The organism is Microbacterium sp. NPDC003461 (assembly GCF_053588335.1).
The window spans coordinates 1-25,499 of sequence record NZ_JBSFPT010000013.1; the positions used below are offsets into that span (position 1 = coordinate 1).

26 protein-coding genes and 2 tRNA genes are annotated in these 25,499 nt (G+C 72.5%); 6 read left to right on the forward strand and 22 right to left on the reverse strand.

Annotated elements, in window-relative coordinates:
- The first annotated feature begins 146 nt into the window (after positions 1-146).
- Positions 147-1,385 (forward strand): beta-ketoacyl-[acyl-carrier-protein] synthase family protein, encoded by a 1,239-nt coding sequence (locus tag ACWDR7_RS07000; protein ID WP_449854206.1) that lies wholly within the window; start codon positions 147-149, stop codon positions 1,383-1,385.
- A 203-nt stretch (positions 1,386-1,588) separates the two neighbouring features.
- Here ACWDR7_RS07000 and ACWDR7_RS07005 read toward each other — a convergent pair whose 3' ends face one another.
- Entirely contained in the window at positions 1,589-2,092 is a 504-nt protein-coding gene (locus ACWDR7_RS07005; protein WP_449854207.1) for a DUF3145 domain-containing protein, read from the reverse strand.
- Positions 2,093-2,302: 210 nt separating this feature from the next.
- Here ACWDR7_RS07005 and ACWDR7_RS07010 point away from each other — a divergent pair, with 210 nt between their 5' ends.
- A complete protein-coding gene (locus tag ACWDR7_RS07010; protein ID WP_449854208.1) occupies positions 2,303-3,115 on the forward strand; it encodes an SDR family oxidoreductase in 813 nt (270 codons plus the stop codon).
- A gap of 18 nt (positions 3,116-3,133) precedes the next feature.
- On the opposite strand, the gene ACWDR7_RS07015 is transcribed toward ACWDR7_RS07010, so the two are convergent.
- From ACWDR7_RS07015 to ACWDR7_RS07025, 3 genes are all read right to left on the reverse strand, one after another.
- Positions 3,134-3,532 (reverse strand): ACT domain-containing protein, encoded by a 399-nt coding sequence (locus ACWDR7_RS07015; RefSeq protein WP_449854209.1) that lies wholly within the window; start codon positions 3,530-3,532, stop codon positions 3,134-3,136.
- Positions 3,533-3,641: 109 nt separating this feature from the next.
- A tRNA-Ile gene (locus ACWDR7_RS07020) sits at positions 3,642-3,716 on the reverse strand.
- A 13-nt stretch (positions 3,717-3,729) separates the two neighbouring features.
- A complete protein-coding gene (locus tag ACWDR7_RS07025) occupies positions 3,730-4,845 on the reverse strand; it encodes a DMT family transporter (RefSeq protein WP_449854264.1) in 1,116 nt (371 codons plus the stop codon).
- Positions 4,846-4,934: 89 nt separating this feature from the next.
- Here ACWDR7_RS07025 and def point away from each other — a divergent pair, with 89 nt between their 5' ends.
- Together def and ACWDR7_RS07035 are read left to right on the forward strand one after the other, a co-directional pair.
- On the forward strand, positions 4,935-5,501 hold the full coding sequence (gene def / locus ACWDR7_RS07030; protein WP_449854210.1) for a peptide deformylase: 567 nt from the start codon (positions 4,935-4,937) through the stop codon (positions 5,499-5,501).
- Positions 5,502-5,583: 82 nt separating this feature from the next.
- Entirely contained in the window at positions 5,584-6,114 is a 531-nt protein-coding gene (locus ACWDR7_RS07035; RefSeq protein ID WP_449854211.1) for a septum formation family protein, read from the forward strand.
- A gap of 28 nt (positions 6,115-6,142) precedes the next feature.
- On the opposite strand, the gene ACWDR7_RS07040 is transcribed toward ACWDR7_RS07035, so the two are convergent.
- The 7 genes from ACWDR7_RS07040 to dusB all read right to left on the reverse strand — a co-directional run bounded on the left by ACWDR7_RS07040 (position 6,143) and on the right by dusB (position 13,776).
- Entirely contained in the window at positions 6,143-7,762 is a 1,620-nt protein-coding gene (locus ACWDR7_RS07040) for an NAD-dependent epimerase/dehydratase family protein (protein ID WP_449854212.1), read from the reverse strand.
- A gap of 93 nt (positions 7,763-7,855) precedes the next feature.
- Entirely contained in the window at positions 7,856-8,365 is a 510-nt protein-coding gene (locus tag ACWDR7_RS07045; protein ID WP_449854213.1) for a metallophosphoesterase family protein, read from the reverse strand.
- 63 nt (positions 8,366-8,428) lie between these two features.
- Positions 8,429-8,504 (reverse strand) — tRNA-Asn (locus tag ACWDR7_RS07050).
- Between the two features lie 53 nt (positions 8,505-8,557).
- Complete coding sequence (locus tag ACWDR7_RS07055) at positions 8,558-9,340, reverse strand: ATP-binding cassette domain-containing protein (protein WP_449854214.1); 783 nt, start codon at positions 9,338-9,340, stop codon at positions 8,558-8,560.
- Positions 9,341-9,367: 27 nt separating this feature from the next.
- On the reverse strand, positions 9,368-11,260 hold the full coding sequence (dnaG, locus tag ACWDR7_RS07060; protein WP_449854215.1) for a DNA primase: 1,893 nt from the start codon (positions 11,258-11,260) through the stop codon (positions 9,368-9,370).
- 1 nt (position 11,261) lies between these two features.
- Positions 11,262-12,623, reverse strand: a complete 1,362-nt coding sequence (locus ACWDR7_RS07065) for a deoxyguanosinetriphosphate triphosphohydrolase (protein ID WP_449854216.1) — start codon at positions 12,621-12,623, stop codon at positions 11,262-11,264.
- Positions 12,613-13,776, reverse strand: coding sequence for a tRNA dihydrouridine synthase DusB (gene dusB, locus ACWDR7_RS07070; RefSeq protein WP_449854217.1), 1,164 nt, complete (start codon positions 13,774-13,776; stop codon positions 12,613-12,615). Before dusB ends, ACWDR7_RS07065 begins: the two co-directional genes overlap by 11 nt.
- Positions 13,777-13,832: 56 nt before the next feature.
- Between dusB and ACWDR7_RS07075 the strand changes: the two genes are divergently transcribed.
- Complete coding sequence (locus ACWDR7_RS07075) at positions 13,833-14,327, forward strand: glutathione peroxidase (RefSeq protein ID WP_449854218.1); 495 nt, start codon at positions 13,833-13,835, stop codon at positions 14,325-14,327.
- On the opposite strand, the gene ACWDR7_RS07080 is transcribed toward ACWDR7_RS07075, so the two are convergent.
- The 3 genes from ACWDR7_RS07080 to recO are packed head-to-tail and all read right to left on the reverse strand — an operon-like array spanning position 14,328 to position 16,573.
- Positions 14,328-15,002, reverse strand: coding sequence for a DsbA family oxidoreductase (locus tag ACWDR7_RS07080; protein ID WP_449854219.1), 675 nt, complete (start codon positions 15,000-15,002; stop codon positions 14,328-14,330). It abuts the gene before it with no gap.
- Between the two features lie 45 nt (positions 15,003-15,047).
- Positions 15,048-15,848 carry an isoprenyl transferase gene (locus ACWDR7_RS07085; protein ID WP_449854220.1) on the reverse strand — a complete coding sequence of 267 codons (801 nt, stop codon included), beginning with the start codon at positions 15,846-15,848 and terminating at the stop codon, positions 15,048-15,050.
- A complete protein-coding gene (gene recO / locus ACWDR7_RS07090) occupies positions 15,845-16,573 on the reverse strand; it encodes a DNA repair protein RecO (protein ID WP_449854221.1) in 729 nt (242 codons plus the stop codon). The genes ACWDR7_RS07085 and recO overlap by 4 nt, the downstream gene beginning before the upstream one ends.
- Before the next feature lie 81 nt (positions 16,574-16,654).
- Here recO and ACWDR7_RS07095 point away from each other — a divergent pair, with 81 nt between their 5' ends.
- On the forward strand, positions 16,655-17,437 hold the full coding sequence (locus ACWDR7_RS07095) for a trimeric intracellular cation channel family protein (RefSeq protein ID WP_449854222.1): 783 nt from the start codon (positions 16,655-16,657) through the stop codon (positions 17,435-17,437).
- 6 nt (positions 17,438-17,443) lie between these two features.
- Here ACWDR7_RS07095 and leuA read toward each other — a convergent pair whose 3' ends face one another.
- From leuA to dnaJ, 8 genes are all read right to left on the reverse strand, one after another.
- On the reverse strand, positions 17,444-19,195 hold the full coding sequence (leuA, locus tag ACWDR7_RS07100) for a 2-isopropylmalate synthase (RefSeq protein ID WP_449854223.1): 1,752 nt from the start codon (positions 19,193-19,195) through the stop codon (positions 17,444-17,446).
- Positions 19,196-19,411: 216 nt separating this feature from the next.
- Entirely contained in the window at positions 19,412-20,308 is an 897-nt protein-coding gene (gene era / locus ACWDR7_RS07105) for a GTPase Era (protein WP_449854224.1), read from the reverse strand.
- Positions 20,301-21,689, reverse strand: coding sequence for a hemolysin family protein (locus tag ACWDR7_RS07110; protein ID WP_449854225.1), 1,389 nt, complete (start codon positions 21,687-21,689; stop codon positions 20,301-20,303). Before ACWDR7_RS07110 ends, era begins: the two co-directional genes overlap by 8 nt.
- Positions 21,689-22,153: an rRNA maturation RNase YbeY gene (ybeY, locus tag ACWDR7_RS07115; protein WP_449854226.1), complete on the reverse strand. Its 465-nt coding sequence runs from the start codon at positions 22,151-22,153 to the stop codon at positions 21,689-21,691. Before ybeY ends, ACWDR7_RS07110 begins: the two co-directional genes overlap by 1 nt.
- Entirely contained in the window at positions 22,150-23,259 is a 1,110-nt protein-coding gene (locus ACWDR7_RS07120) for a PhoH family protein (RefSeq protein WP_449854265.1), read from the reverse strand. Before ACWDR7_RS07120 ends, ybeY begins: the two co-directional genes overlap by 4 nt.
- Positions 23,216-23,563 (reverse strand): HIT domain-containing protein, encoded by a 348-nt coding sequence (locus tag ACWDR7_RS07125; RefSeq protein WP_449854227.1) that lies wholly within the window; start codon positions 23,561-23,563, stop codon positions 23,216-23,218. The genes ACWDR7_RS07120 and ACWDR7_RS07125 overlap by 44 nt, the downstream gene beginning before the upstream one ends.
- Positions 23,564-23,622: 59 nt before the next feature.
- Positions 23,623-24,354: a 16S rRNA (uracil(1498)-N(3))-methyltransferase gene (locus ACWDR7_RS07130; protein WP_449854228.1), complete on the reverse strand. Its 732-nt coding sequence runs from the start codon at positions 24,352-24,354 to the stop codon at positions 23,623-23,625.
- Positions 24,355-24,356: 2 nt separating this feature from the next.
- Entirely contained in the window at positions 24,357-25,460 is a 1,104-nt protein-coding gene (gene dnaJ / locus ACWDR7_RS07135; RefSeq protein ID WP_449854229.1) for a molecular chaperone DnaJ, read from the reverse strand.
- Positions 25,461-25,499: the final 39 nt, after the last annotated feature.

Consider the following 25,499-nt stretch of genomic DNA (forward strand, 5'->3'; position numbering starts at 1 on the left):
GGCGTTCCTCGAGCGGTTCCCGCAGGCGAGGCTGGTGGGCCTCGACCGCGACCCCGATGCCCTGCGCATCGCGGGGGAGAGGCTGGCCCCGTTCCACGCCCGCACGGGCGTGGCGCCGCGACAGTCCCGGATCGAGGAACCACACCATGACCAAGCGCATCGTCGTGACCGGAATCGGCGCCACGTCGGCCATCGGCGGCACGGCTCCCGAGAACTGGCAGAACCTGCTCGCCGGCGCCTCCGGCGCCCGCCCGCTGGAGCACGACTGGGTCGAGGAGTACCAGCTCCCCGTCACCTTCGCCGCTGAGGCCATCGTGCGGCCCGAGGAGGTGCTCGCGCGCCCCGTCGCGAAGCGACTCGACCCCGCGTCGCAGTTCGCAATGGTGGCGGCCATGGAGGCCTGGGAGGACGCGGGCGCGCCCGAGGTCGCGCCCGAGCGCCTCGGCGTCGACTTCGCGACCGGCATCGGCGGCGTCTGGACGCTGCTGGACGCCTGGGACACCCTGCGCGAGAAGGGCCCGCGCCGCGTCATGCCGATGACGGTGCCCATGCTCATGCCGAACGCGGCGGCCGGCAATCTGTCGCTGCACTTCAACGCCCGCGCCTTCGCCCGCACGGTGGCGTCGGCGTGCGCCTCGAGCGTCGAGTCGATCGCGAGCGCCTACGAGCACATGCAGCTGGGACTGGCCGACATCGTCATCGCGGGCGGCACCGAGTCGGCGATCCACCCCATCACCGTCGCCTCGTTCGCGTCGATGCAGGCGCTCTCGCGCCGCAACGACTCGCCGGAGACCGCCTCGCGCCCGTTCACCTCGGACCGCGACGGCTTCGTCATGGGCGAGGGCGCCGCCGTGCTCATCCTCGAGACCGAGGAGCACGCCCTGGCCCGCGGCGCGAAGATCTACGCGCGCCTGGCCGGCGCCGGCACCACCGCCGACTCGTACCACATCACGGCCAACGACCCGTCGGGCCAGGGCGCCGCGCGCGCCGTCAAGCTCGCGCTCGAACAGGCCGGCGCGACCCCGGACGACGTCACGCACATCAATGCGCACGCCACGTCCACGCCGGTGGGCGATGTCGCCGAGTACGCCGCCCTGAAGTCGGTGTTCGGCGACCGCGTGAACGAGATCCCGATCTCGGCCACGAAGGCCTCCACAGGCCACCTGCTGGGCGGCACGGGCGCGATCGAGTCGGTGTTCTCGGTGCTGGCGGTCAAGGAGCGCATCGCTCCCCCGACCATCAACCTCGTGAACCAGGACCCGGAGATCCCCGTGCGCGCCTCGTCGCAGCCGCAGCCGCTGAGCGAGGGCCCGCAGCTGGCGATCAGCAACTCGTTCGGCTTCGGCGGCCACAACGCCGTCGCCGCCTTCGCGTCTTATGACTGAATCTGCGCGCGCTTCGCGCTGCGGGGCGGCCGCACTCGCGGCCGCACGCTCGCGCTTCGCGCTCGCACAGTGATCGGTTCGAGTTGACCGGTTGCTGAACTTCAGCGGCGAAGCCGCGGAGATGAAGCGACCACAGCAAGCCAACGTACTGCGGCCGCCCGGGATCCTTCACCGGGCGGCCGCAAGTCTGTGTGCGCGGGGCGTCAGCCGACCTTGTGCAGCCACACCACCGGCGCCTCGTCGCTGGCGTGGCGGAACGGCTCGAGCTCCTCGTCCCACGCCGCGCCGAGCGCGATCGACAGCTCGCGCTGCAGCTCGAACGCGTCGCCCGCGGCGACCTCCATGGCGTAGCGGATGCGGTCCTCGGGGATGACGACGTTTCCGGCCGTGTCCATCTGCGCGTAGTGGATGCCGAGGTCGGGCGTGTGCATCCAGCGGCCGCCGTCGCTGCGCGGCGTCGGATCCTCCGACACCTCGAAGCGCAGGTGCTCCCAGCCGCGGATGGCGGTCGCGAGGGCGGCGCCGGTGCCCGCCGGCCCCTCCCAGTAGAACTCGGCGCGCCGGGCGCCGGGCATCATCGGCTGGTCCGCCCAGTCGAAGGCGACGGCGCGGCCCAGGGACCGCCCGACCGCCCACTCCAGGTGCGGACACAGCGCTTTCGGCGCCGAGTGGATGTAGACCACCCCGCGCGCCTGTGGTGTCGCCATGATCTCTCCGTTCGTCAGGTACGTCTTCCCCTACGACCTGACCGGCGATCCGGCTGACAGAACTGTTCGGTTGCGCCTCGATTATCACCCACGCCCGCAGTAATCACAAGCGTGTCATTCCGTGCGGTTGCGCGGCTGCCCGGGCGGCGCCCCGTCGCTGCCGTTGTCAAGGCGCTTTCGGGTCTGCGGCGGTGCGGGTGGAATGCCCGCATGAGCACCGATACGCGAGATTTCCGCCCGCACACCGCCATCGTGACCGCCTCCGATTCCGGCATGGGCCGCGCCACGGCCGTCGCCCTCGCCCGAGCCGGCCTCGACGTGGGTGTGACGTGGCACAGCGACGAGGAGGGCGCCCGCGAGACCGCCCGCCTCGTCGAAGCCGAGGGGCGACGCGCCGTCGTCGCGCACCTCGACGTCACCGACATCCCGGCCTGCGGCGACGTGATCGACGCGCTGGCCGAAGACCTCGGGGGCGTCGACGTCTTCGTCAACAACGCGGGCACGGGCGACAGCGTGCCGTTCCTCGACGTGGACCTCGACAGCTGGCGGCGCGTGGTGGTCACCGATCTCGAGGGGGCGTTCGTCGCGATGCAGCGCGCCGCGCGACGGATGGTGTCCGCGGGCCGCGGCGGCCGGATCGTGGGCGTCACGAGCGTGCACGAGCACCAGCCCAAGATCGGATCGACCGCGTACGACGCGGCCAAGCACGGGCTCGGCGGGCTGCTGAAGACCATGGCGATCGAGCTGGCCGAGCACGGCATCACCGTCAACGCCGTGGCACCCGGCCTCGTCGCCACGCCGATGACGGGCATCGACCCCGCCGAGGCGTCCGAGACGCGGCGCCCCGGCATCCCGATCCCTCGGCCGGGCGTGCCCGAGGAGATCGCGGCCGTGATCGCCTTCCTCTGCTCCCCCTCCGCGTCCTACGTCACCGGCGCAAGCTGGCCGGTCGACGGCGGCATGCTGCAGATGGGCCCGATGGCCGGGGCGAGCCTCGAGCGCGACGACTGGCGCCGCGTCTGAGCGCGCCGCTACCGGGCGCTACGCGAGGATGTGCCCGGCGTCCTGAAGGGCGTCGCGCGCGCGGTCGGCCGCGTCGCTCGGCACCATGAGGACATCCCCGTCGTACGTCGAGACGACGAACACCGGGCAGCCCGCGGCCGACAGCGGCGACACCAGCGAGGTGACCACGCCCGTCATGCCGAACGGGATCGGCCCGGCCGCGTACAGGGCGATCCACGGGCCATCGATCTCGGCCGCCTCAGGCGCAGAGCCGGCGAGGCAGACGATCGACAGCTCCTGCGGCGTGCGGGTGACGGAGACGAACGCCCCCGTCGCCAGGACCTCCCCCAACGCGCGCGAGGCATCCCCCGGCACGGCAAGACGGGCGACGACATACTCGCCGGGCAGCTGTCGCAGGGCGATCGAGGGAGGCGTCATGGGCGACTCGCTTCGGGAACGGCGCGGAAGGCTCCCCAGCGGAGCCGCGGCAGTCGCGCGTCACCCACATTACGCGCACCCCCGCGGGGCGATTCCGCGCGGAATCCGGTGGGGCGGGCGGGACTCGAACCCGCGGATCGTCGAGTTATGAGCTCGCTGCCTTGACCATCTTGGCTACCGCCCCGTGCGCATCGAGCCTACCGCGGCGCCGGATCCGAGCCGCCGTTCGGGCGGCCGCGCCGGTCGAGCAGGTCGTCCGGATCGCGCAGGGCGCGCAGCTCGTCCAGCGGCGTCGACTCCGCGGCGCGCTCCCCGCGATCCCGGTCCTCACCGGAACGCGCCGGACCGCCGCCCCGGCGGATGTCGAGCTGCTGGCTCTCGCTGATGACCTGCGGGTGGTGCCGCGCGAGCAGGAAGACCCCGACCGAGGCGACCGCACCGGCGACCACGAAGATCACCAGCGCCCACACGGGCGCGCTCGTCGCCTCCCCCAGCACGAGCGCGCCGATGAGCACGGCGACGATCGGATCGATGACCGTGAGCCCGGCGATCACGAGGTCGGGCGGGCCCGACGAGTAGGCGGTCTGCACGAAGTACGCGCCGACGGCGCCCGCCGCCAGCAGCGCGACGAGGCAGACGATCGTGATCCACTCGAAGTCGCCCGCCTGGATGCGCATGATGACGACCTTCGCGAGCGTGGCGACGAAGCCGTACAGCACGCCCGCCGCCGTGATGTAGAAGAGCGCGTTCAGGCGCCGGCGCAGGATCGCCCACGCCCCGCCGAGCAGGATCACCGTGACGAGCAGGATCGCGAGCACGATGAGCAGCTGGTACTCGGTGAGCGGGTGCTCGGTCGCGAACAGCGCGGCGACGATCACGAAGACGAGGATGCCGCCGATGCACAGCCCGATGGCCGTCAGCGACCGTCTCGTGGGCAGGTGGCCGGTGGCCTGGGCGTTCAGCAGCGTCGTGATGACGAGCGAGACGGCGCCGAGCGGCTGCACGACGATCAGGGGCGCGACCGCGAGCGCGCTGAGCTGGCACAGGATCGCGACGCCCAGCAGCACCGTGCCGATGAGCCACGACGGGCGCCGCAACAGGCTCAGCAGGTGCGCCCCGCCGAGCCCGGTCTCGCCCGTCGCGCCCGAGAGGGTCTCGACCTTGCGCACGCCGCGGCTCTGGAACTGCGCGCCGAGCGACATGAACACCGCCCCCGCCAGGGCGAGGGGGATGCCCAGGAGCAGGCCGGGGTTCTGGAAGGCCCCGACGAGCTGCTCGCCGACGTCGTCCATACCCGAGGCCATCCCCCACATCACGCCATCGAGCCTAGGCCACGGCGCCGGGAACGCCGGTGAGCGACGGCGTCTCGGAGAGCAGCGGGCCGCCGAATTAGGCTGGGGGGATGGCCATCCTTCCCATCCGCATCTGGGGCGATCCCGTGCTGCACGCCCCTGCCGACCCCGTCGACGAGGTCACGGACGAGATCCGCACGCTCGTCGCCGACATGTACGAGACGATGGATGCCGCCCCCGGCGTCGGCCTCGCCGCCCCGCAGGTCGGCGTGCCGCTGCGGCTGTTCGTCTACTCGTACGAGGACGAGCAGGGCCGCCCGTGGCGCGGCGTCGCGATCAACCCCGAGCTGTGGATGGTGCCGACCGAGCCTGGGCAGCCGGACGAGGACACCGAGTCGGAGGGCTGCCTGTCGTTCCCCGGCGAGCGGTTCCCGCTGCGCCGCTCGGATCGCGTCGTCGTCACGGCCAGCGACCTCGACGGCCAGCCGGTGCGGCTGGAGGTCGACGGCTGGCGCGCGCGCATCCTGCAGCACGAGTTCGATCATCTCGACGGGATCATCTACATCGATCGCGTCTCGGACGGCGACTGGAAGACGGCGCAGAAGATCTCGAAGAAGCGGGGCTGGGGTCGCCCGGGGGTCAGCTGGACGCCGGGCGTCGACGATCTGGAGGGCTGAGACGGGCAGTCCTCCCCGTCGCGGTCGCGCGGACGCGTCCCTAGCGTGGGGACGACACAGCACCATCTCGAACGGAGAATCCATGTCCCGCGCGTCTCTCACCCGCCTCGTCCTCACCGCCGGCACCGCGGCGCTCGTCGCCTTCTCGCTGGCCGGCTGCGCCGGTCTCTCGATTCCGGTCGGCGGCGCGACCCGCGACGAGGAGACGCAGGAGGTCACCGAGGGCGGCACCGAGTCGGTGTTCGAGATCTCGGTCGGCGACTGCCTTCTCGAGCCCGACGGCCAGGAGGTGTTCGATGTCGAGGCCGTGCCGTGCGCCGAGCCGCACGAGTACGAGGTCTACCACGAGTTCGAAGTCGACCTCGGCGACGAGTGGCCCGGCACGGAGGCCATCGGCACCGCGGCCGACGAGGGCTGCCACCCCGAGTTCGAGGCCTTCACCGGCATCGCCTTCGAGGAGTCGGCGACGCTCTGGTACACCGCGTTCACGCCGCTCGAGGCCTCGTGGGCCCAGGGCGACCGCGTGGTGCAGTGCATCGTCTACGAGGCCTCGGACGACGCCGGCATGACCATCGTCCCCGTCGAGGGCTCGCTCAAGGGCGCCGCCCGCTGATTCGCACGGCGGCGGGCGAGCGCCGCGCTCAGCGCGCGTCGCGCCGGAACGCCTCGGGCGCGACGCGCGCGTGCAGCTCGCCCAGCACGTCCGCCTGCGCGCGGGCGCGCTCGGCGAGGTCGTGGAACGTCTCGGCGGGCAGCCCGAGATCCGGCGCGAGCGCCGCGAGTGTCTCCCAGCCGCCGAGCTTGCCGATCACGGCGCTGCGCATGAGCTCGAGCTCGAGCACCGGGGTCATGGGCGAGCCGGAGGGGCGGCCGTTCGTCTTCAGCCGACCGATCCGCTCGGCGAGCCAGGCCACCGCCTGCCGGTAGGGGCGGCGCCGCAGCTCCAGGGTGGGGATGAGGTCGCGCAGGAACCTGCGCTCGCCCGCGATCTCCTCGGCGATCCGTGCCAGGTCCGGGCCCAGCTCGGTGCCGGCGAAGGCCTTCGCCATCCGGTTGATGCGCGCGACGCCGGCGGTCGCTCCCGTGAGGTGGTCAGACAGGTACAGGCCGAGGATCTCCCGATCGATCCCGACGGGCACGCGGTGCCCGTCGCCGACGGTCGTCGCCGCGTCGGAGCGATCCGCCGGCACGTCGCCGGGCGGCAGCTGGTCGTGCGGCCAGCGGCGCCGGGCGCGCATCGGGGCGCTCGGCGTGCCGCGCCCGGCGGCGATCGCGTCGAGCACCTCCCGCAGCGTCTCCTCGGCGCCGTGACGCGGCGACCAGCCCAACTCCCCGCGGGCACGCGTGGTGTCCATCACGGGCACGCGCATGGCCATGTCGAGCCAGCCCGGATCGGCGGCCACGGCGTGCGCGCGCCAGGCCGCGTGCAGCAGCGGCCGCACCACCGCCGGCGGGATCGGCACGTGCCGACCGCGGCCCACGATCCGGGCGATCGCGCCGGCGTCGAGCACCGGATCGGTCGCGACGTTGAACGCCCCCACGGCGCCGGTCACGATGATCCGACGGTAGGCGTCGGCCACGTCCTCGCCGTGCACGACCTGCATGCGCAGGCCTGCCGGCAGCGGCACGACGGGCAGCGTACCCGGACGCAGCAGCCGCGGCGGCAGGAGCGCCCCGATGAACAGGCGCGTGATCTGCGCGCCCGCATCGGCGTCGAACACGAGCGCGGGCCGCACGCGCGCCACGGCGAGTCCGCGCGCCTCGGCCTCGTCGAGCACTCGCTCCTGGTCGGCCTTGTCGGCGGAGTAATGCGAGCTGCGGATGCCGGCCGTCGCCCACGACTCGTCCCGCGGTTCATCGTCGCGCACGCCCGAGTACGCGCCCACCGACGACGCGCAGACCAGCCGCGGCACACCGGCGCGCAGCATCGCCTCGACGACGCGGCGCGTGCCGTCGACGTTGGCGCGGCGCAGCAGGTCGCGGTTGCGGTTCGGCTGGATGAGCCACGCCAGGTGCACGACCACGTCGGCGCCGGCGAGCACCTCGGCCAGGCGCGTGACCGCCCGCTCCTCCCCCGCGGCGTCGGCAGCGGGCACGGCGATGTCGACGCGCTCCCAGCGCGCGGCGCGATACGGCTCGCTCGCGGTGTCCGGCACGCGGCGCGCGATCCCGACGATCTCGTCGACGCGCTCCTCGGCTTGCAGTGCATGAAGGAGCGCGGTGCCGACGTTGCCGCTCGCTCCGACGATGGCGACCTTCATCCCCTGCCTCCTTCGCGTGGCCTGTCACGATACTCGGCGATCCCGACGACCACGGCGACGGGCTTGCCAGCCGCGGGCGGCACGACTAGGACGTCAGCGCGGCACGGGCACGAGCTCGACGCTCACCAGCGATCCGCGGTCGACGACGGCCGTCATCATCGTGCACACGGGCTGCCGCCGCCGGTCCGTCGGCGATCCGGGGTTGAGCAGGCGCATGCCGCGCGGCGTGACGCTGTCCCACGGGATGTGGCTGTGCCCGAACACGAGCACGTCGGGCGGATCGTCGGCGAAGGTCGCGTCCGCCCGCCGCTCCCGCCCGCTCGCGGCACCGGTCTCGTGCACCACGGCGATCCGCAGCCCCTCGATCTCGGTGCGCGCGACCTCCGGCAGCCGCGCACGCAGCTCGGCTCCGTCGTTGTTGCCGTGCACGGCGATCAGCCGCGCCGCCCGCGCCTCGATCGCGTCGAGCGTGGCCACGTCCACCCAGTCCCCCGCGTGGATGACGACATCCGCCGCGTCGAGCGCCCGCCACACCGCATCGGGCAGCACCCGCGCGCGCAGCGGCACGTGCGTGTCGGAGATCAGCAGCATCCGCGTCGCCATGCCCCCATCCTCCCGTGGCGCCCGGGCACGGGAAAGGCCCCCACCCCGAGGGGTGAGGGCCTGTGGCTCCCCGGCTTGGACTCGAACCAAGAACCTGCCGGTTAACAGCCGGCTGCTCTGCCAATTGAGCTACCGAGGAATGCTGTCCGCTCTCGCGGCAACCAGAACAGCTTAGCAAATATCAGAGGCTGTTCATGACACCGGCAGCCCCCGGGTGTGGCGCGCGTCGGGCGTGTGGATCATGCCGCCCGCCTCGCTGCGCGCCACGACGTGGCCGGCCTGCAGGTGCATGCGCTCGGCGCCCAGCTCGCGCACGAAGTCGGCGTCGTTCGTCACGATCAGCGCCGCCATGCCCCATCGCCGCCGGCGCCGCAGGATCGCCTCGAACGCGACGTGCCGCACCTCGGGGTCGAGGTTCGCGAGGGGCTCGTCCGCGACGAGCAGCTTGGGGTCGAGCACGAGAGCGCGGGCCAGCGCCACGCGCTGCCGCATACCGGCGCTGAGCTCGTACGGGAACTTGTCGGCCGTGCCGATGGGCAGGTGCAGCTCGTCGAGCAGCGAGGCGATGCGCACGCCGAGCGCACGAGGGCTCACCCGCCGGTCGCGCGAGACGATGGGCTCGGACAGCACGTCGGCCACCGACAGGCGCGTCGGCAGCTCGGCGCCGGCGCCCTGGGGCAGATACCCGGTGCGGAACGTGAGCACCCGCAGCGCGCGGCCAGGCCGGCGCACCGAGACGCCGCACACCTGTGCGTCGCCGCCCGCGACACTCAGCGAGTCCTCGCGCTGCCCGGCCAGCGTGGCGGCCAGGCTCGACTTGCCCGATCCGGTGGCGCCCGAGACGCACAGGGTGCCCGACCACGGCAGCGTGAAAGAGACGCCGTCGACGGCGCGGATCGTCGCGCCCCGTCCCGAGCGGGCGACGCTCAGGTCCTCGCAGCGGATCGCCAGCTCGGGATCGTCGACGATGCGCATGCCCCCATTGTGCCGGATCGGCGGCGCTCAGTCGTCGGGGTGAAGGCGCCGGCGCTCCGCGTCGAGGTCGCGCAGCTGCACCCGCAGCGCACGCCCTTCCTCCGAGTCGGCCGGCACGCGCTGGATGGCCCCCAGCAGCTCGTTCTTGCGCTGGGCGAGCGCGCCGAGCACGATCTGGCGCGCGAGATCGTCGATCGAGGCCACGGCGTGGTCCTCGTCGCGCGCCGGGAAGTCGCGCGCGAGCAGCTCACCGGCGAGCGTGCGGTAGGCCGCCGGGGTGTTCTCCACGACGGCGAGGGCCCAGCCCGGCTTGGACCGGTCGGTCGCCTCGAGCGTCGCGCGCACGGCCTCGAGCGCCGGATGGTGGAACGGCACGGCGAGGGCGCGCAGGAACAGCACGGGATCGACGCGGTGGCCGTACTGCAGGAAGCCGGTGAGCGCGTCGCGCTCCCTGGCGACGTCGACCGTGCGCGGCAGCGCGGCGAGCGTGGCGGCGGGCGACGCGACCGGCGCGGCCGCGAGGTCGCCCTGGCGGGCGGTGCCGGGCTGCGCCGGGGCGCCCGGGCGCCCCTCGCCGCGGCGCGCCTCGGCGCCCGCGGCCGCCGCGCGGCGCTGCACCTCCTGGTGCACGTCGGTCGGGTCCATCCCGAGCCGGCGCGCCAGCACCCGCTCGTAGCCGGGGCGCAGCAGGCGGTCGCGGATCTCGGCGACGATCGGCGCGGCCGAGCGCAGCGCGCCGACGCGGCCCTCGACGGAGGAGAGATCGAAGCCGGCGATCCGCCGGTCGATCATGAACTCGAACATCGGCACCTTGTGGTCCATGAGCGACCGCACCGCGGCGTCGCCGCGCTGCAGCCGCAGGTCGCAGGGGTCGAGCCCCTCGGGTGCGACGGCGACGTAGGACTGCGCGTTGAAGCGCTTCTCTTCGGCGAACGCGCGCACGGCGGCCTTCTGGCCGGCCTCGTCGGGGTCGAAGGTGAACACGACCTCGCCGGAGGCGTCGTCGTCGCCCATCACGCGGCGCAGCACCGTGACGTGCTCCGATCCGAACGCCGTGCCGCACGTCGCGATCGCCGTCGTCACCCCGGCGAGGTGGCAGGCCATGACGTCGGTGTACCCCTCGACGACGACCACGCGCTTCGGGTCGCCGCGCGAGATGTCGCGCTTGGCCAGGTCGAGCCCGTACAGCACCTGGTTCTTCTTGTAGATCGGCGTCTCGGGCGTGTTGAGGTACTTCGGGCCCTTGTCGTCGTCGAAGAGCCGGCGCGCGCCGAACCCGATCGTCTGGCCCGTGACGTCGCGGATCGGCCACACGACGCGGCCCCTGAACCGGTCGTACACGCCGCCGCGCTGGTTGGTCGACACGAGGCCGGCCGTCGTCAGCTCCTCGCGCGTGAAGCCCTGCGCCGTGAGCGCCTTGAGCATGCCGTCCCAGCCCTGGGGCGCGTACCCCACGCCGAAGTGCGCGGCCGCGGCGGGGTCGAAGCCGCGCTCCCCCAGGAACCGCCGCGCGATCTCGGCCTCGGGCGTGACGAGCTGCGCGCGGAAGAACTCCGCCGCCGCGGCGTTGGCCGCGAGCAGCCGGGCGCGCCCGCTCGTCTCGGGTGCCGGGCCGCCGTCCTCGTAGTGCAGCGTGATCCCGACGCGCGCCGCCAGACGCTCCACCGCCTCGGTGAAGGACAGGTGGTCCATGGCGCGCAGGAAGCTGTAGACGTCGCCCGACTCGCCGCATCCGAAGCAGTGGTAGTACCCGTGCTGCGGCCGCACGTGGAAGCTCGGCGACTTCTCGTCGTGGAACGGGCACAGCCCCTTGAGCGATCCGACCCCCGCCGACTTCAGCGCCACCCGCTCGCCGATGACGTCCGCGATGTTCGTGCGCGCCTTGACCTCGTCGACGTCGGCCTGACGGATGCGCGGCATGTCAGCGCGCCCCCGCCGGCTGCGGCGCGCGCTCCGCGGTGCGGCGACCGTGGCGCGGGGCCCAGATGCCCACCTCGCCCGGGTCGATCTCGCCGACGAGCCGGTTGTGCCAAGCCACGGCCGTCTGATCGGTGAGGCTCGCGATCTGGTCGACGATCACGCGCTTGCGCGCGGCGTCGGTGTCGGCGGCGTGGAAGTCGGCCGCGAACGCGGGCTCGAGCGCGTCGGCGCCCGTGGACCACAGCGCGTCGGTCGACAGCAGCGCGTCCGCGATGCGCTTCAGCACCCGCCGCTGCTCCTTGTACACGCCCTTGCGCGCGTCGAGCGTGACGATCGCGGCGCCCATCAGCCCCTTCAGCACCGCGATCTCGACCTCGACGACCCGCGGCACCACGACGTGCGCCTGGTAGCGCGCGAGCGAATCCGCCGGGTACGCCTCGCGGGTGGCGCTCACGGCGGCGCGCGCGAAGCGCCCGATCAGGTCGCTCGTGAGGTTCTTCAGCCGCGCCAGGTCCTGCCGGGACCGGTCGAAGGTGCGCAGCCACATCGGCTGGCGCGTGAGGCGGTAGAGGCCGTCGGCGAGCTCGTCCCTCGTGTAGTCGTAGCCGACCCACTGCTGGATCTGGCCCACGAGCGGGTGGTGCTCGACCGGATCGCTCACGCGCGACAGGTCCAGATAGCCGTTCAGCACGGCGTCCTCGAAGTCGTGCACGGAGTAGGCGATGTCGTCCGAGAGGTCCATCACCTCCGCCTCGATGCAGCGCAGGCGCCCCGGCGCGCCCTGCCGCATCCAGTGGAAGACGTCCTCGTCCTCGGGATAGACGCCGAACTTGAGACGCCCGCTGGGATCGGGCAGCGGGTTCGAGACCGTCCACGGGTACTTGCTCGTGGCGTCGAGCGAAGCGCGCGTGAGGTTGAGCCCGAACGAGCGGCCGTCCTCCTCGACCTTCGCCTCGAGTCGCGTGAGGATGCGCAGGCTCTGCGCGTTCCCCTCGAAGCCCCCGATGTCGGCGCCCCACTCGTTGAGGGCGCGCTCGCCGTTGTGGCCGAAGGGCGGGTGGCCCAGGTCGTGGCTGAGGCACGCGGTGTCGACGACGTCGGCCGCCAGGCCGAGCGCGTTGCCGATCTCGCGGCCCACCTGCGCCACCTCGAGCGAGTGGGTCAGGCGATTGCGCGCGAAGTCGGCCGGGCTCGCGGGGCTGAGCACCTGCGTCTTGGCCGCGAGCCGCCGCAGGCCCGCCGAGTGCAGCACCCTGGCGCGGTCGCGCGCGAAGTCGTCCCGCTCGGAACGGTGCCTCTCCCGGAAGAAGCGCTCGGCGTCCGCGTCGGTGTATCCGGCGGGCCGCGCCGCCTCAGCCGCCACTGGTGTCCAGCTCCGCGTCCGCCAGCGTCCGCGTCTCGGCCGCGTCCATGGTGCGCGACTCGAGCCAGCGATCCGGCAGCACCGTGCGCTTGGGCCGGCCCGCGCGGCCACGCTGCCCCTCGGCCGCCTCGCCGGGATACGGGGCGTCGAGGTCCAGCTCGCCGATGAGGTCGTCGATGTGCGCGAGGCTCGTCACCTGCGCGAACTGCCCGCGCAGGTCGCCACCCACGGGGTAGCCCTTGAAGTACCACGCGGCGTGCTTGCGGATGTCGCGGCAGCCGCGCTCCTCGCTCTCGAAGAACTCGACGAGCAGCTCGGCGTGCCTGCGGAACGCGCCCGCGACGAAGCCGAGCGTCGCGTCCACCTGCACGCCCTCGCCGCCGAACGCCCGCGCGAGATCCCCGAACAGCCACGGGCGGCCGAGGCAGCCGCGCCCCACGACGACGCCGTCGCACCCGGTCTCGTCCATCATGCGGACGGCGTCGGCGGCGCTCCAGATGTCGCCGTTGCCGAGCACGGGGATGCTCGTGACGGTCTCCTTGAGCTTGGCGATCGCCGACCAGTCGGCGTGCCCCGAGTAGAACTCGTTCGCCGTGCGCGCGTGCAGCGCGACGGCCTTGACACCCTCGTCCTCGGCGATCTTGGCTGCCTCGAGATACGTCAGGTGATCGGCGTCGATGCCCTTGCGCATCTTCACCGTGACGGGCAGCCCGCCGGCGCCCTCCACGGCCCCGCGCACGATCGAGCGGAACAGGTCGAGCTTCCAGGGCAGCGCCGATCCCCCGCCCTTGCGGGTGACCTTGGGCACGGGGCACCCGAAGTTGAGGTCGATGTGGTCGGCGCGGTCCTCGTCCGCGATGATCCGGGCCGCCTCGCGCGTGTAGTGCGGGTCCACGCCGTAGAGCTGGATGGACCGCGGCGTCTCGGACTCGTGGAACTGCACGAGGCGCATCGTGACGGGGTTGCGCTCGACGAGCGCCCGCGTCGTGATCATCTCGCTCACGTACAGCCCGGCGCCGTACTCGCGGCACAGCCGCCGGAACGCCGTGTTCGTGATGCCCGCCATGGGCGCCAGGACCACCGGCACATCCGAGCGGATGCCGCCGATCTGCAGACCGCGCGTGGCGGCGGGCGCGTCGAGTACGGAGGTCACGGGTCCATTCTCTCAGAACCGAGCAGGGAGGCGGCCTCGCGCCGTACCCTGGGGACATGGCCGAGACCCCCGACGTCCGCACCATCCCGTTCGCCGATGCGCAGGGCGCCACGCGGACGCTGGCCGACTACGCGCGCGGCCCCGTGCTCGTCGTGAACGTCGCGTCCAAGTGCGGCCTGACCCCGCAGTACGAGCAGCTCGAGCAGCTGCAGCGCACCTACGGCGACCGGGGGCTGACCGTGATCGGATTCCCCTGCAACCAGTTCATGGGGCAGGAGCCGGGATCGATCGACGAGATCCTCGACTACTGCGCCACGACGTGGGGCGTGTCGTTCCCGATCCACGACAAGATCAAGGTCAACGGATCGCACGCGCATCCTCTCTACAAGGCGCTGAAGAAGACGAAGGACGAGCACGGGCTGGGCGGGCCGGTGGCGTGGAACTTCGAGAAGTTCCTCGTGGCGCCGGACGGATCGGTCACCCGGTTCCGCCCGCCGACCAAGCCGGACGACCCCGCGGTCATCGCCGCGATCGAGGCCGCGCTGGGCTGATCAGGCCTGCTGCTTCTCGGCCCAGACCTGGCGCGCCACCTGGGCGAACGCCTCGGGCGGCTGCGCACCGCTCACGCCGTAGCGGCCGTCGATCACGAAGAACGGCACCCCGCCGATGCCGTAGGCCTGCGCCTGCGCCTGGTCGGCGCGCACGGCGTCGAGGTAGGCGTCCGATTCGAGCGCCTCGCGGGCCGCGGCGCCGTCGAGCCCGATCTCCTCGGCCAGCGCGACGAGCTCGTCGACGCGCCCCACGTGCCTGCCCTCCACGAAGTACGCCGACAGCAGCCGCTCCTTCATCTCGAGTTGGCGGCCGTGCGCCTTCGCGAAGTGGATCAGCTCGTGCGCCTTCACCGTGTTCGTGTGCTGCTGCAGGTCGAAGCGGTAGTGCAGCCCCGCCCCCTCGGCGATCTGCGAGACCCGGTCGTTCATCGCCCGGGCCTCGTCGATCGAGATGCCCTTGTGCGCGGCGAGGAACTCGGCCGAGCTCCCCTCGAAGTCCACGGGCGTATCGGGCGAGAGCTCGAAGGAGTGGTACTCGATCTCCACGCGCGGCGCGTCGTCGTCGCCGGCGGTCTCCGCGAGCCCCTTCTCGAGATTGCGCTTGCCGATGTAGCACCACGGGCAGGCGACGTCGCTCCAGATGTCGATCTTGATGGGGGCAGGCGAAAAGGTCATGTTCTTCTCAACGGATCGCGGGGCCCGGCATTCCCGTCTCCCGCGTCACGACGCGGTCGGCGCGTCCACGGCGCCGCCGAACCGTCTGTCGCGGTCGAGGTAGACCTGGATGCCGCGCCACAGCTCGGCGCGGCTGAAGTCGGGCCACAGCGTGTCGAGGAAGACCATCTCGGCGTACGCCGACTGCCACAGCAGGAAGTTCGAGGTGCGCTGCTCGCCGCTGGAGCGCAGGAACAGGTCGACATCGGGCATGTCGGGCACGTAGAGATGCCGCCGCAGCGTCTTCTCGGTGATCGCCCCGGGCGCGAGCCGCCCCTCCGCCGCCTCGTCCGCGATGCGCCGCACGGCGTCGACGATCTCGTTGCGCCCGCCGTAGTTCACGCACATCGTCAGGGTGAGCACGTCGTTGTCGGCCGTCAACTGCTCGGCGAAGCGCAGCTCCTTGATGACCGAGCGCCACAGCCGCGGCGTCCGCCCCGCCCACCGCACGCGCACGCCCCACTCGTTCAGCTGATCGCGGCGGCGGTGCAGCACGTCGCGGTTGAAGCCCATGAGGAAGCGCACCTCGTCGGGCGAGCGGCGCCAGTTCTCGGTCGAGAAGGCGTAGACCGACAGGTGCTTCACGCCGGCCTGGATCGCGCCGGCCACGACGTCGAGCAGCACCTCCTCCCCCGCGCGGTGCCCCTCGATGCGCGAGAGCCCGCGCCGGTTGGCCCAGCGCCCGTTGCCGTCCATCACGATCGCGACGTGGTTCGGCACGGCGCCGCCGAAGTCGGGCGGACGCACGCCCGTCCAGTCGATCGGCCGGTACGGCACGGCGTCGGGGTGTGTGTACGGCTTGCTCAACGCTTTCCTCCGAGTTGCGGGAGCGCGCGCAGCCCGCGCTCGAGGGTCCACTGCACATAGGCCGACACGAGACCGGATGCCGCGCCCAGCTCGCGCTCGTCGGCACGGTCCACGACGTCCCACTCCCCCGCCATGAGCGCGCGCAGCAGCTCGAGCGTGCGGCGGTCGACGCGCGGACTGCCGGCCGGCGCGCAGGACGGGCACACGGTGCCGCCCAGCTGCGACACGAACGCGTCGTGCGGGCCCGGCGCCCCGCAGCGCGCGCAGTCGCCGAGCGCGGGCGCCCACCCCGACAGCGACATCGCCCGCAGCAGGTACGAGCCCATGATGGCGGGGCTCGCGTGCTCGGCGCGCGAGAGCGCGCGCAGCGCACCCACGAGCAGGAAGTAGTGCTGGGGATCCGAGACGGCCTCGTTGAGCCGGTCGGCCGCCTCGACCATGGCGCTCCCGGCGGTGTACCGGTCGTAGTCGGCCGCGATCTCGGCGCCGTACGTGCCGAGCGAGTCCGCCTGCTGCACGATGTCGAGGCTCCGGCCGGCGAACAGCTGCGCGTCGACGACCATGAACGGCTCGAGCCGCGCGCCGAACTTCGACGACGTGCGGCGCACCCCCTTGGCCACCGCCCGCACCTTGCCGTGCCGGCGCGTCAGCAGCGTGACGATCCGGTCGGCCTCGCCCAGCTTGTGGGTGCGCAGCACGACGGCTTCGTCTCGGTAGGTGGGCACCGTCCGATTATCCGCCGCCGGATTGCGAGCGGCCTGGAGGCGCGGCGGGCGCGCCCTTCGCCCGCCTGGCACGATTGAGGGGTGGACGCGCCGATCTTCATCATCCCGCTGTGGGCCGACCTGCTCGCGGTCGCGCTCGGCGGCATCCAGGGCGCCGTGTTCGCCTCCGGCTTCCAGGGCCAGCGCCGCCTCGACTGGCTCGGCGTCGCGATCATCGGCATCATGCTCGGCATGGGCGGCGGCCTCATCCGCGACATCCTGCTCGGGGTGACGCCCGCGACCCTGCAGTCGAACTGGTACCTGCTCACGGCGGTCGCCGCCTCGCTCACGGGCATGCTCCTGGCGGGCGTGTTCCAGAAGCTGAACCGCCTCATCGTCGGGTTCGACGCCGTCGCCATGGGCCTGTTCGGGGCGGTGGGCACGTCGAAGGCGCTCGCGTACGGCCTGCCGATCGTGCCCGCGGTCTTCATCGGCATGTGCGCGGCCGTCGGCGGCGGCATCATCCGCGACATCGCGATGGGCCTGCCCGTGGCGATCATGCACGTCGGCTCGCTCTACGCGATCGCCGCGCTCGCGGGCGGGGCGGTGCTGGCCGGCGCATACCTGCTCGGGGCCGACATCATCGTGGCGGCCGTCATCGGCGCGACGGTCACGGCCCTCGTGCGCCTGCTGGCCGTGATCTTCGACCTCTCGCTGCCCGAGCAGCGCCGCATCCACCGCCGCAAGGTGGCGCTCGAGACGTCCGCGATCCCCGTCGTCACCGCCGAGGATGTGCGCGAGGGCGCGGACATCCCGCTCACCGGCGCGATCGTCGTGCCCGACGCCCCCGCGCCGCGGCGGCGGTGGTGGTTCCGCCGCCGCTGAGCCCGGTCAGGCCGCGACGAGCTCACGCTCGCGCGCGCGGATGGAGCGGTTCACGGCCGAGACGATCGCCTTGAGCGAGGCCATCGAGATGTCGCCGTCGATCCCCACGCCCCACAGTCGCTGCTCGTCCACCTGCAGCTCGACGTACGCCGCGGCCTGCGCGTCGCCCGAGGCGGCCATGGTGTGCTCGACGTAGTCGTACAGCGTCACCTCGTGACCGGCGTCGCGCAGCACCTCGAGGAACGCCGCGATGGGCCCGTTGCCCCGGCCGGCCACCGTGCGCTCCTCGTCGCCGTCGCGAAGGGTCACCGACAGCGCCACGTCGGCTCCCGTGCTCTGCGTCTGCGTCGAGAGGATCTCGAACCGGCCCCACCGCTCGGCCGGATCGGTCGCCGGCAGGTACTCGTCGCGGAAGATCCGCCAGATCTCCTCGCTCGTGACCTCGCCGCCCTCGGCGTCGGTGTGACTCTGCACGACGCCGGAGAACTCGATCTGCAGCCGGCGCGGCAGGTCGAGCGCGTGGTCGGCCTTCAGCAGGTACGACACCCCGCCCTTGCCCGACTGGGAGTTGACGCGGATGACGGCCTCGTAGGAGCGACCCAGGTCCTTCGGGTCGACGGGCAGGTACGGCACCGCCCACTCGATCTCGTCGACGGTGACGCCGGCCTCCCGCGCGCGCGTCTCCATCGCCTCGAAGCCCTTCTTGATGGCGTCCTGGTGCGATCCGCTGAACGCCGTGAAGACGAGATCCCCGGCCCACGGACTGCGCTCGGGCACGGGCAGCTGGTTGCAGAACTCGACCGTGCGCTTGATCTGGTCGATGTCGCCGAAGTCGATCTGCGGGTCGATGCCCTGCGTGAACATGTTGACGCCCAGCGCCACGAGGTCGACGTTGCCCGTGCGCTCGCCGTTGCCGAACAGGCAGCCCTCGATGCGATCGGCACCCGCCAGGTAGCCGAGCTCGGCGGCGGCGATGCCCGTGCCGCGGTCGTTGTGCGGGTGCAGCGAGATGATCACGTTCTCGCGGTGGTTCAGGTGCCGGCTCATCCACTCGATCGAGTCGGCGTAGACGTTGGGCGTGGCCATCTCGACCGTGGCGGGCAGGTTCACGATGAGCTTGCGCTCGGGCGTGGGGACGAGCACCTCCATCACGCGGTTGCAGATCTCCGCGGCGAACTCCAGCTCCGTGCCGGTGTACGACTCGGGCGAGTACTCGTAGTAGACGGTCGTCTCCGGGATCGTCGCCTCGTACTTCTTGCACAGCCGCGCGCCCTCGAGCGCGATGTCGATGATGCCCTGCTTGTCGGTGCGGAAGACGACGTCGCGCTGCAGCACGCTCGTGGAGTTGTACAGGTGCACGATCGCCTGGCGCGCGCCCCGGATCGCCTCGTACGTGCGGGCGATGAGGTGCTCGCGCGCCTGCGTGAGCACCTGGATCGTGACGTCCTCGGGGATCGCGTCGTCCTCGATGAGGTGCCGCACGAAGTCGAAGTCGGTCTGGCTCGCCGACGGGAAGCCGACCTCGATCTCCTTGTAGCCCATTTTCACGAGCAGGTCGAACATCACCCGCTTGCGCTGGGGGTCCATCGGATCGATGAGCGCCTGGTTGCCGTCACGCAGGTCGACGGCGCACCAGCGCGGCGCCTTCTCGATGCGCTTGGACGGCCACGTGCGGTCGGGAAGGTCGACGGCGAACTGCTCGTGGTACGGCCGGTACCTGTGGACCGGCATGGGGGACGGCTGCTGACGGTTCTGCATGATCTGCTCTCTCTCGCAAGGAAGTGCGGGCCACGCGAGAACTCCGCGACGAGAGAGGCCCTAGATCGAGCTCTCGTCGCGGCGGCTAAGGAGAAGCAGACCGGCCAGACGCACGTCGCCAGACTACCACGCAATGTGCGCGGTGGAAGAGGCGCTCAGCGCTGAGGCCTGAGCATCCTGCTCAGCGTCGGACTGAGCGCGGATCCTCCGGTGCCCTCAGAAGCCGAGGCGCCCGAGCTGCTTCGGGTCGCGCTGCCACTCCTTGGCCACGCGCACGTGCAGCGCGAGGTAGACGCGGGTGCCCAGCAGCGGCTCCAGCTGCGCGCGGGCGCGGGCGCCCACGTCCTTCAGCCGCGCACCCTTGCGCCCGATGATGATCGCCTTCTGGCTGTCGCGCTCGACGACGATGTTCGCGAAGACGTCGGTGAGGTCGTCGCGGCCCTCGCGCGGCGCGATGTCCTCGATCGTGACCGCGATCGAGTGCGGCAGCTCGTCGTGCACGCCCTCCAGCGCCGCCTCGCGGATGATCTCGGCGATCCGGTCCTCCACCGTCTCGTCGGTCACGACGCCCTCCGGGTAGAGGGCTGGTCCCTCCGGCAGGAGCGCGAGCAGCTCGTCGGTGAGCACGTCGAGCTGCTCGCCCGAGACGGACGACAGCGGGATGACGGCGGCCCAGTCCTCGCGCAGGGCGTTCACCTCGAGCAGCCGCTCCATGATCTCGTCCTTCGTCGCGGCGTCGGTCTTCGTGACGAGCGCGACCTTCTTCGCGCGCGGGTACCCGTCGAGCGACTCGACGATGCGGCGGTCGCCCGGCCCGACCTTCTCGGTGGCCGGCGCGCAGAACGCGATCACGTCGACGTCGCCGAGCACCTGCTCGACGAGGTCGTTGAGGCGCTGCCCCAGCAGGGTGCGCGGTCGGTGCAGGCCCGGGGTGTCGACGATCACCAGCTGCCCGGCGGGCCGGTTCAGGATCCCGCGGATGGCGCGGCGCGTCGTCTGCGGCTTCTCGCTCGTGATCGCGACCTTCTCGCCGACGAGCGCGTTGGTGAGCGTCGACTTGCCCACGTTCGGGCGGCCGACGAACGTCACGAATCCGCTGCGGTGCTCAGTCATCCGAGCGTTCCTTCCCCTTGCGGCCGCGGACGACCGGTGTCTCCCCCGTGGTGGTGCGCGCGCCGGGCACGACGATCTCGCCCGTGCGCGGATGACGCGAGCGCGCCTCCGCGAGGGCGCGCAGGCCCTCGCCGGCCTCGACGAAGACCGTCGCGAGGCCGCGCCCGCGACCGCGCGAGGTGCCGCCCGTGATGACGAGGCCGTCGATCTCCACCGTCTCGCCCGGCTGCGGCACGTGGCCCAGCGCCTTGCCCAGCAGGCCGCCGATCGAGTCGACGTCCTCGTCCTCGAGCTCGATGCCGAACAGGTCGCCGACCTCCGCGAGCGACAGGCGCGCGGCGACGCGGTAGCTGCCGTCGCCCAGCTCCACGACCTCGGTCGTGCGGGGGTCGTACTCGTCCGAGATCTCGCCGACGAGCTCCTCGATGAGGTCCTCGAGCGTGACGATGCCGGCGATGCCGCCGTACTCGTCGACGACGAGGCACACGTGCACGGCCTCGCGCTTCATCTGCTGCAGCAGCGTCTCGGCGCGCATCTGCTCGGGAACGAACACGGCGGGGCGGGCCAGCGGACGCACGCTCGCATCGCGCCAACCCGGGGTGTCGCGGAAGCCGAACTGCACGAGATCCTTCAGGTACAGCACGCCCACGACGTCGTCGACCTCGCCGTCGACGACCGGCATGCGCGAGATCCCCGTGTCGAGGAAGGCCTGCAGCGCCTCGCGCGTGGTCACCGACGCGTCCACCGTGATCATCTCGGTGCGGGGCACCATGACGGCGCGCACCACCTGATCCGTGAAGTCGAACACCGAGTGCACGAGGTCGCGGTCGTCGTCGTCGATGAGGTCGTTCGAGGCCGCCTCGTCGACCATGCTCAGCAGCTGCTCCTCGGACTCGAAGCTGCGGCGGCCTCGGCCCGGCGTGACCGTCGCGCCGATGCCGACGAGCAGGCGCGCCACGGGCCCGAGCACGATGCGCACGCCGTGCACGAACGGCGCCGTCGAGCGCAGCAGCGGCTCGGAGTGGCGGCGCCCGACCGAGCGGGGGCTGGAGAACACCGCGACGAACGAGATGCCCGTCATGGCCAGCGCGGCCGCGAGCAGCGCCCACCAGATGCTCTCGAACAGCAGCGTGAACGCCGCGGTCACGAGCACGGCGGCGGATGTCTCCGACAGCACGCGCACGAACGCCACGGCGTCGCCGTGCGCGTCGGGGTCGTCCGCGATGCGGCCGAGGGCGCGGGCCTGGGCGGGGCGCGCCTCGGCGGCGAGGTCGAACAGGTCGCCGCGCGAGGTGACCGAGAGCGCGGCGTCGATCGCCGACATGAGGCCGCCGAGCAGGACGAGCAGCAGCGCGGCGAGGAAGAGGAGCGTCTCGACCATCACCGGGTGCGGCGGCGTTCCTCGGCCGCGAAGCCCGCGATGAGCTCCTTCTGCAGGCCGAACATCTCCCGCTCCTCGTCCGGCTCGGCGTGGTCGAAGCCGAGCAGGTGCAGCAGGCCGTGCGTCGTGAGCAGGATGAGCTCGTCCATCGTCGAGTGCCCCGCGGCCTCGGCCTGGGTCTCGGCCACCTGCGGGCACAGCACGATGTCGCCGAGCAGCCCGGCGGGCGTCGGCTCCTCCTCGGACCCGGGCCGCAGCTCGTCCATCGGGAAGCTGAGCACGTCGGTCGGGCCCGGCTCGTCCATCCACTGCACGTGCAGCGCCTCCATGGCGCCCTCGTCCACGAGCACGATGGCGACGTCGGCGTCGGGGCTGACGCGCAGCTCGCCCAGGTTGAACTGGGTCAGGCGCAGGAGAACCGACTCGTCGACCTCGAACCCCGACTCGTTGTTGATGTCGATCATGAGCGTCCTCCGTGCCCTCGTGCCTGGCGATCGCGGCGGATGGCGCCGCGACGCTCCGCGCGGTTCGCGAACTCCCGCGCCTCCTCGCGCTCGTGCTGCAGCGCGGTGCGCCGCTCGTCGTACTCGCTGTACGCGTCGACGATCCTGCCGACGAGCGTGTGCCGCACGACGTCGTCGCTCGACAGTCGGGCGAAGTGGATGTCGTCCACCCTGTCGAGGATGCGCGTCACCAGCCGCAGCCCCGACGTGCCGCCCGGCAGGTCGACCTGCGTGATGTCGCCCGTGACGACCATGCGCGTGCCGAACCCGAGCCGCGTCAGGAACATCTTCATCTGCTCGGGCGTGGTGTTCTGCGCCTCGTCGAGCACGACGAACGAGTTGTTCAGCGTGCGACCGCGCATGTACGCCAGCGGCGCGACCTCGATCGTGCCGCTGGCGATGAGCTTGGGCACGAGCTCCGGATCCATCATCTCGTTGATGGCGTCGTAGAGCGGGCGCAGGTACGGATCGATCTTGTCGGTCAGCGTGCCGGGCAGGAAGCCGAGCCGCTCCCCCGCCTCGACCGCCGGGCGCGTGAGGATGATCCGCTCCACCTCGCGGCGCTGCAGCGCCTGGACCGCCTTCGCCATGGCGAGGTAGGTCTTGCCGGTGCCGGCGGGGCCGATGCCGAACACGATGGTGTTCTCGTCGATCGCGTCGACGTAGGCCTTCTGGCCGGCCGTCTTGGGCCGGATCACGCGACCGCGCGACGACAGGATCGCCTCGCCCATCACATCGCGCGGGCGCGGACCGCCCTCCTCGCGCATCATGCGCGCCGACGATGCGACGTCCGCCGGCGCGAGGTCGTGGCCGCCGCGCGCGAGCGCGAGCAGCTCGTCCACGAGCGCGCGGGCGGCGCGGACGGCCGCCTCCTCGCCCGTGAGCGTGATCTCGTTGCCGCGCACGTGCACATCGACGTCGGGATGCGCGCTCTCCACCATCCGCAGCAGCCGGTCCTGGGGGCCGAGCAGCTGCACCATGGCCACGCCGTCGGCGTAGACGCGGTCGGTGTACGGGCCGGGATCAGCCAACGAGTCTCTTCTCCTCGAGTCCACCGGCCAGCACATGCGCATGGACGTGGAAGACGGTCTGCCCGGCGCCGGCACCGGTGTTGAAGATCAGGCGGTAGTCGCCGTCCGCGTGCTCGGCGGCGACGCGGCCGGCCATCGCGATGACCTCGGCGAGCAGCGCGGGATCGCCCGCCGCGAGCTCGGAGACGTCGCGGTACCGCTGCGTCTTGGGGATCACGAGCAGGTGCACCGGCGTCTGGGGCGCGATGTCGCGCAGCACGAAGACGTGCTCGTTCTGCGCGACGATCTCGCCGGGGATCTCGCCCTGCAGGATCCGGGTGAAGAGGGACGGCTCGCTCATGTCCTCAAGTCTAGTGACGCGGGATCGGACCGCGTCGGTGCTCCCGCTCTCGGGGCCGCTCACCAGCGACCCAGGCGCGCGTTCAGCACGGCCAGCGCCGCGGGGCCCGCCGTCGACGTGCGCAGCACCGTGGCACCCAGGCGCGCCCGCGCGGCGCCCGCGGCCTCGAGCCGCTCGAGCTCCTCGGGCGCGATCCCGCCCTCCGGCCCCACGACGAGCAGGATCTCGTCGGCGTCGTCCACCGGCGCCGTGCTGAGCGCGGCGTCGGTCCACGGGTCGAGCACGAGCATGCGCGCGCCGCCCGCGCGCGCGGCGAGCTGCGCGGTCGTGACGGGCTCGGCCACCTCCGGGACCCACGAGCGGTGCGCCTGCTTGGCCGCCTCGCGCACGATCGCCTGCCAGCGCTCGCGGCCCTTCCGCGCCTTGGGTCCCTCCCACCGCGAGACGCTGCGCGCGGCCTGCCACGGGATCACCTCGTCGACGCCCAGCTCGGTGGCCGCCTGCACGGCCAGCTCGTCGCGGTCGCCCTTCGCGAGCGCCTGTGCGAGCACGAGGCGCGGGCGGACCGGCGCCTCCTCGCTGCGGCCGCTCACCCGGATGCGCACGTGCTTGGGGTCGGCCGCGACGACCTCGCCGTCCAGACGCACGCCCCGGCCGTCGCCGACCGTGACGGCCTCGCCCGGGCGGACGCGGCGCACCGCGGCGGCGTGATGGGCCTCGGCGCCCGTCAGCTCGATCTCGTCGCCGACCGCGGCCGCCGCGGCGGACTCGTCGAGGAAGTGCAGCGCCACGATCAGTTGCGGAAGCGGTCGCGCAGCTTGGCGAACAGGCCCTGGTGGTGCTCGGAGAGGCGCGGCGCCTGCGGCCGCTGGCGCTGCGCCAGCTCCTCCACGAGGGCGCGCGTCTTCGCGTCGAGCTTGGTCGGCGTCATCACCCGCACGCCGAGGCGCAGATCGCCGCGACGTCCCGAGCGCAGGCCGGTGATGCCCCGGCCCTCGATGCGCAGCTCGTCGCCGGACTGCACGCCGGGGCGCAGTTCCAGCTCGATCGGGCCGTCGAGCCCGTCCACCGTCACCTGCGTGCCGAGGATCGCGTCGGTCATCGCGACCTCGACGACGGCGGTGAGGTCGTCGCCCTCGCGCCCGAAGACCGGGTGCGGCTCGATCTCGACCTGCAGGTAGAGGTCGCCGTTCGGGCCGCCGGCCTCGCCGACCTCGCCCGAGCCGGGCAGCTGCAGCCGCAGGCCGCTCTCGACGCCGGCGGGGATGTCGACCGAGACGGTGCGGCGGGCGCGGACGCGGCCGTGGCCGTGGCACGTGGGGCACGGCGCGGGGATGACCGTGCCGTAGCCCTGGCACGATCCGCACGGCTGCGTCGTGACCATGTTGCCGAGCAGGCTGCGCACCTGCGTGCGCACCTGGCCCGATCCGCCGCACACGTCGCAGCGCTCGGGATGCGTGCCCGGCTGGCAGCACGAGCCCTGGCAGGTCTCGCACAGCACGGCGGTGTCGACCTCGATGTCGCGGTGCGCGCCGAAGACGACGTCGCCCAGGTCGAGCGTGAGGCGCACGAGCGCGTCCTCGCCCCGCTGGCGCCGGTCGCGAGGGCGCCCGGCCCTGCCCCCCGCCGACCCGAAGAAGGTCTCGAAGATGTCGCCGAACCCGCCGAAACCGCCGCCGCCGAACGGCGACTCGTCGCCGCCCATGTCGTACCGCCGGCGCTGCTCCGGATCGCTCAGCACGTCGTAGGCGTGCGTGACCGCCTTGAACTTCTCGGCCGCGTCCGGGCTCGGGTTGACGTCGGGGTGCAGCTGACGCGCCAGCTTGCGGTAGGCGCGCTTGATCTCCTCGTCGCTCGCCTCGCGTGAGACGCCCAGAACCTCGTAGTGGTCTGCCACAGTCGCCTTTCCGGGACCGCCCGAGCGGTCCGTCGCCGT

Coding starts and splice junctions, on each gene's coding strand:
- ACWDR7_RS07000 (WP_449854206.1), top strand. CDS start 147: ATGACCAAGCGCATCGTCGTGACCGGAATCGGCGCCACGTCGGCCATC.
- ACWDR7_RS07005 (WP_449854207.1), bottom strand. CDS start 2,092: ATGGCGACACCACAGGCGCGCGGGGTGGTCTACATCCACTCGGCGCCG.
- ACWDR7_RS07010 (WP_449854208.1), top strand. CDS start 2,303: ATGAGCACCGATACGCGAGATTTCCGCCCGCACACCGCCATCGTGACC.
- ACWDR7_RS07015 (WP_449854209.1), bottom strand. CDS start 3,532: ATGACGCCTCCCTCGATCGCCCTGCGACAGCTGCCCGGCGAGTATGTC.
- ACWDR7_RS07025 (WP_449854264.1), bottom strand. CDS start 4,845: ATGTGGGGGATGGCCTCGGGTATGGACGACGTCGGCGAGCAGCTCGTC.
- def (WP_449854210.1), top strand. CDS start 4,935: ATGGCCATCCTTCCCATCCGCATCTGGGGCGATCCCGTGCTGCACGCC.
- ACWDR7_RS07035 (WP_449854211.1), top strand. CDS start 5,584: ATGTCCCGCGCGTCTCTCACCCGCCTCGTCCTCACCGCCGGCACCGCG.
- ACWDR7_RS07040 (WP_449854212.1), bottom strand. CDS start 7,762: ATGAAGGTCGCCATCGTCGGAGCGAGCGGCAACGTCGGCACCGCGCTC.
- ACWDR7_RS07045 (WP_449854213.1), bottom strand. CDS start 8,365: ATGGCGACGCGGATGCTGCTGATCTCCGACACGCACGTGCCGCTGCGC.
- ACWDR7_RS07055 (WP_449854214.1), bottom strand. CDS start 9,340: ATGCGCATCGTCGACGATCCCGAGCTGGCGATCCGCTGCGAGGACCTG.
- dnaG (WP_449854215.1), bottom strand. CDS start 11,260: ATGCCGCGCATCCGTCAGGCCGACGTCGACGAGGTCAAGGCGCGCACG.
- ACWDR7_RS07075 (WP_449854218.1), top strand. CDS start 13,833: ATGGCCGAGACCCCCGACGTCCGCACCATCCCGTTCGCCGATGCGCAG.
- ACWDR7_RS07080 (WP_449854219.1), bottom strand. CDS start 15,002: ATGACCTTTTCGCCTGCCCCCATCAAGATCGACATCTGGAGCGACGTC.
- leuA (WP_449854223.1), bottom strand. CDS start 19,195: ATGCAGAACCGTCAGCAGCCGTCCCCCATGCCGGTCCACAGGTACCGG.
- era (WP_449854224.1), bottom strand. CDS start 20,308: ATGACTGAGCACCGCAGCGGATTCGTGACGTTCGTCGGCCGCCCGAAC.
- ACWDR7_RS07110 (WP_449854225.1), bottom strand. CDS start 21,689: ATGGTCGAGACGCTCCTCTTCCTCGCCGCGCTGCTGCTCGTCCTGCTC.
- ybeY (WP_449854226.1), bottom strand. CDS start 22,153: ATGATCGACATCAACAACGAGTCGGGGTTCGAGGTCGACGAGTCGGTT.
- ACWDR7_RS07120 (WP_449854265.1), bottom strand. CDS start 23,259: ATGTGCTGGCCGGTGGACTCGAGGAGAAGAGACTCGTTGGCTGATCCC.
- ACWDR7_RS07125 (WP_449854227.1), bottom strand. CDS start 23,563: ATGAGCGAGCCGTCCCTCTTCACCCGGATCCTGCAGGGCGAGATCCCC.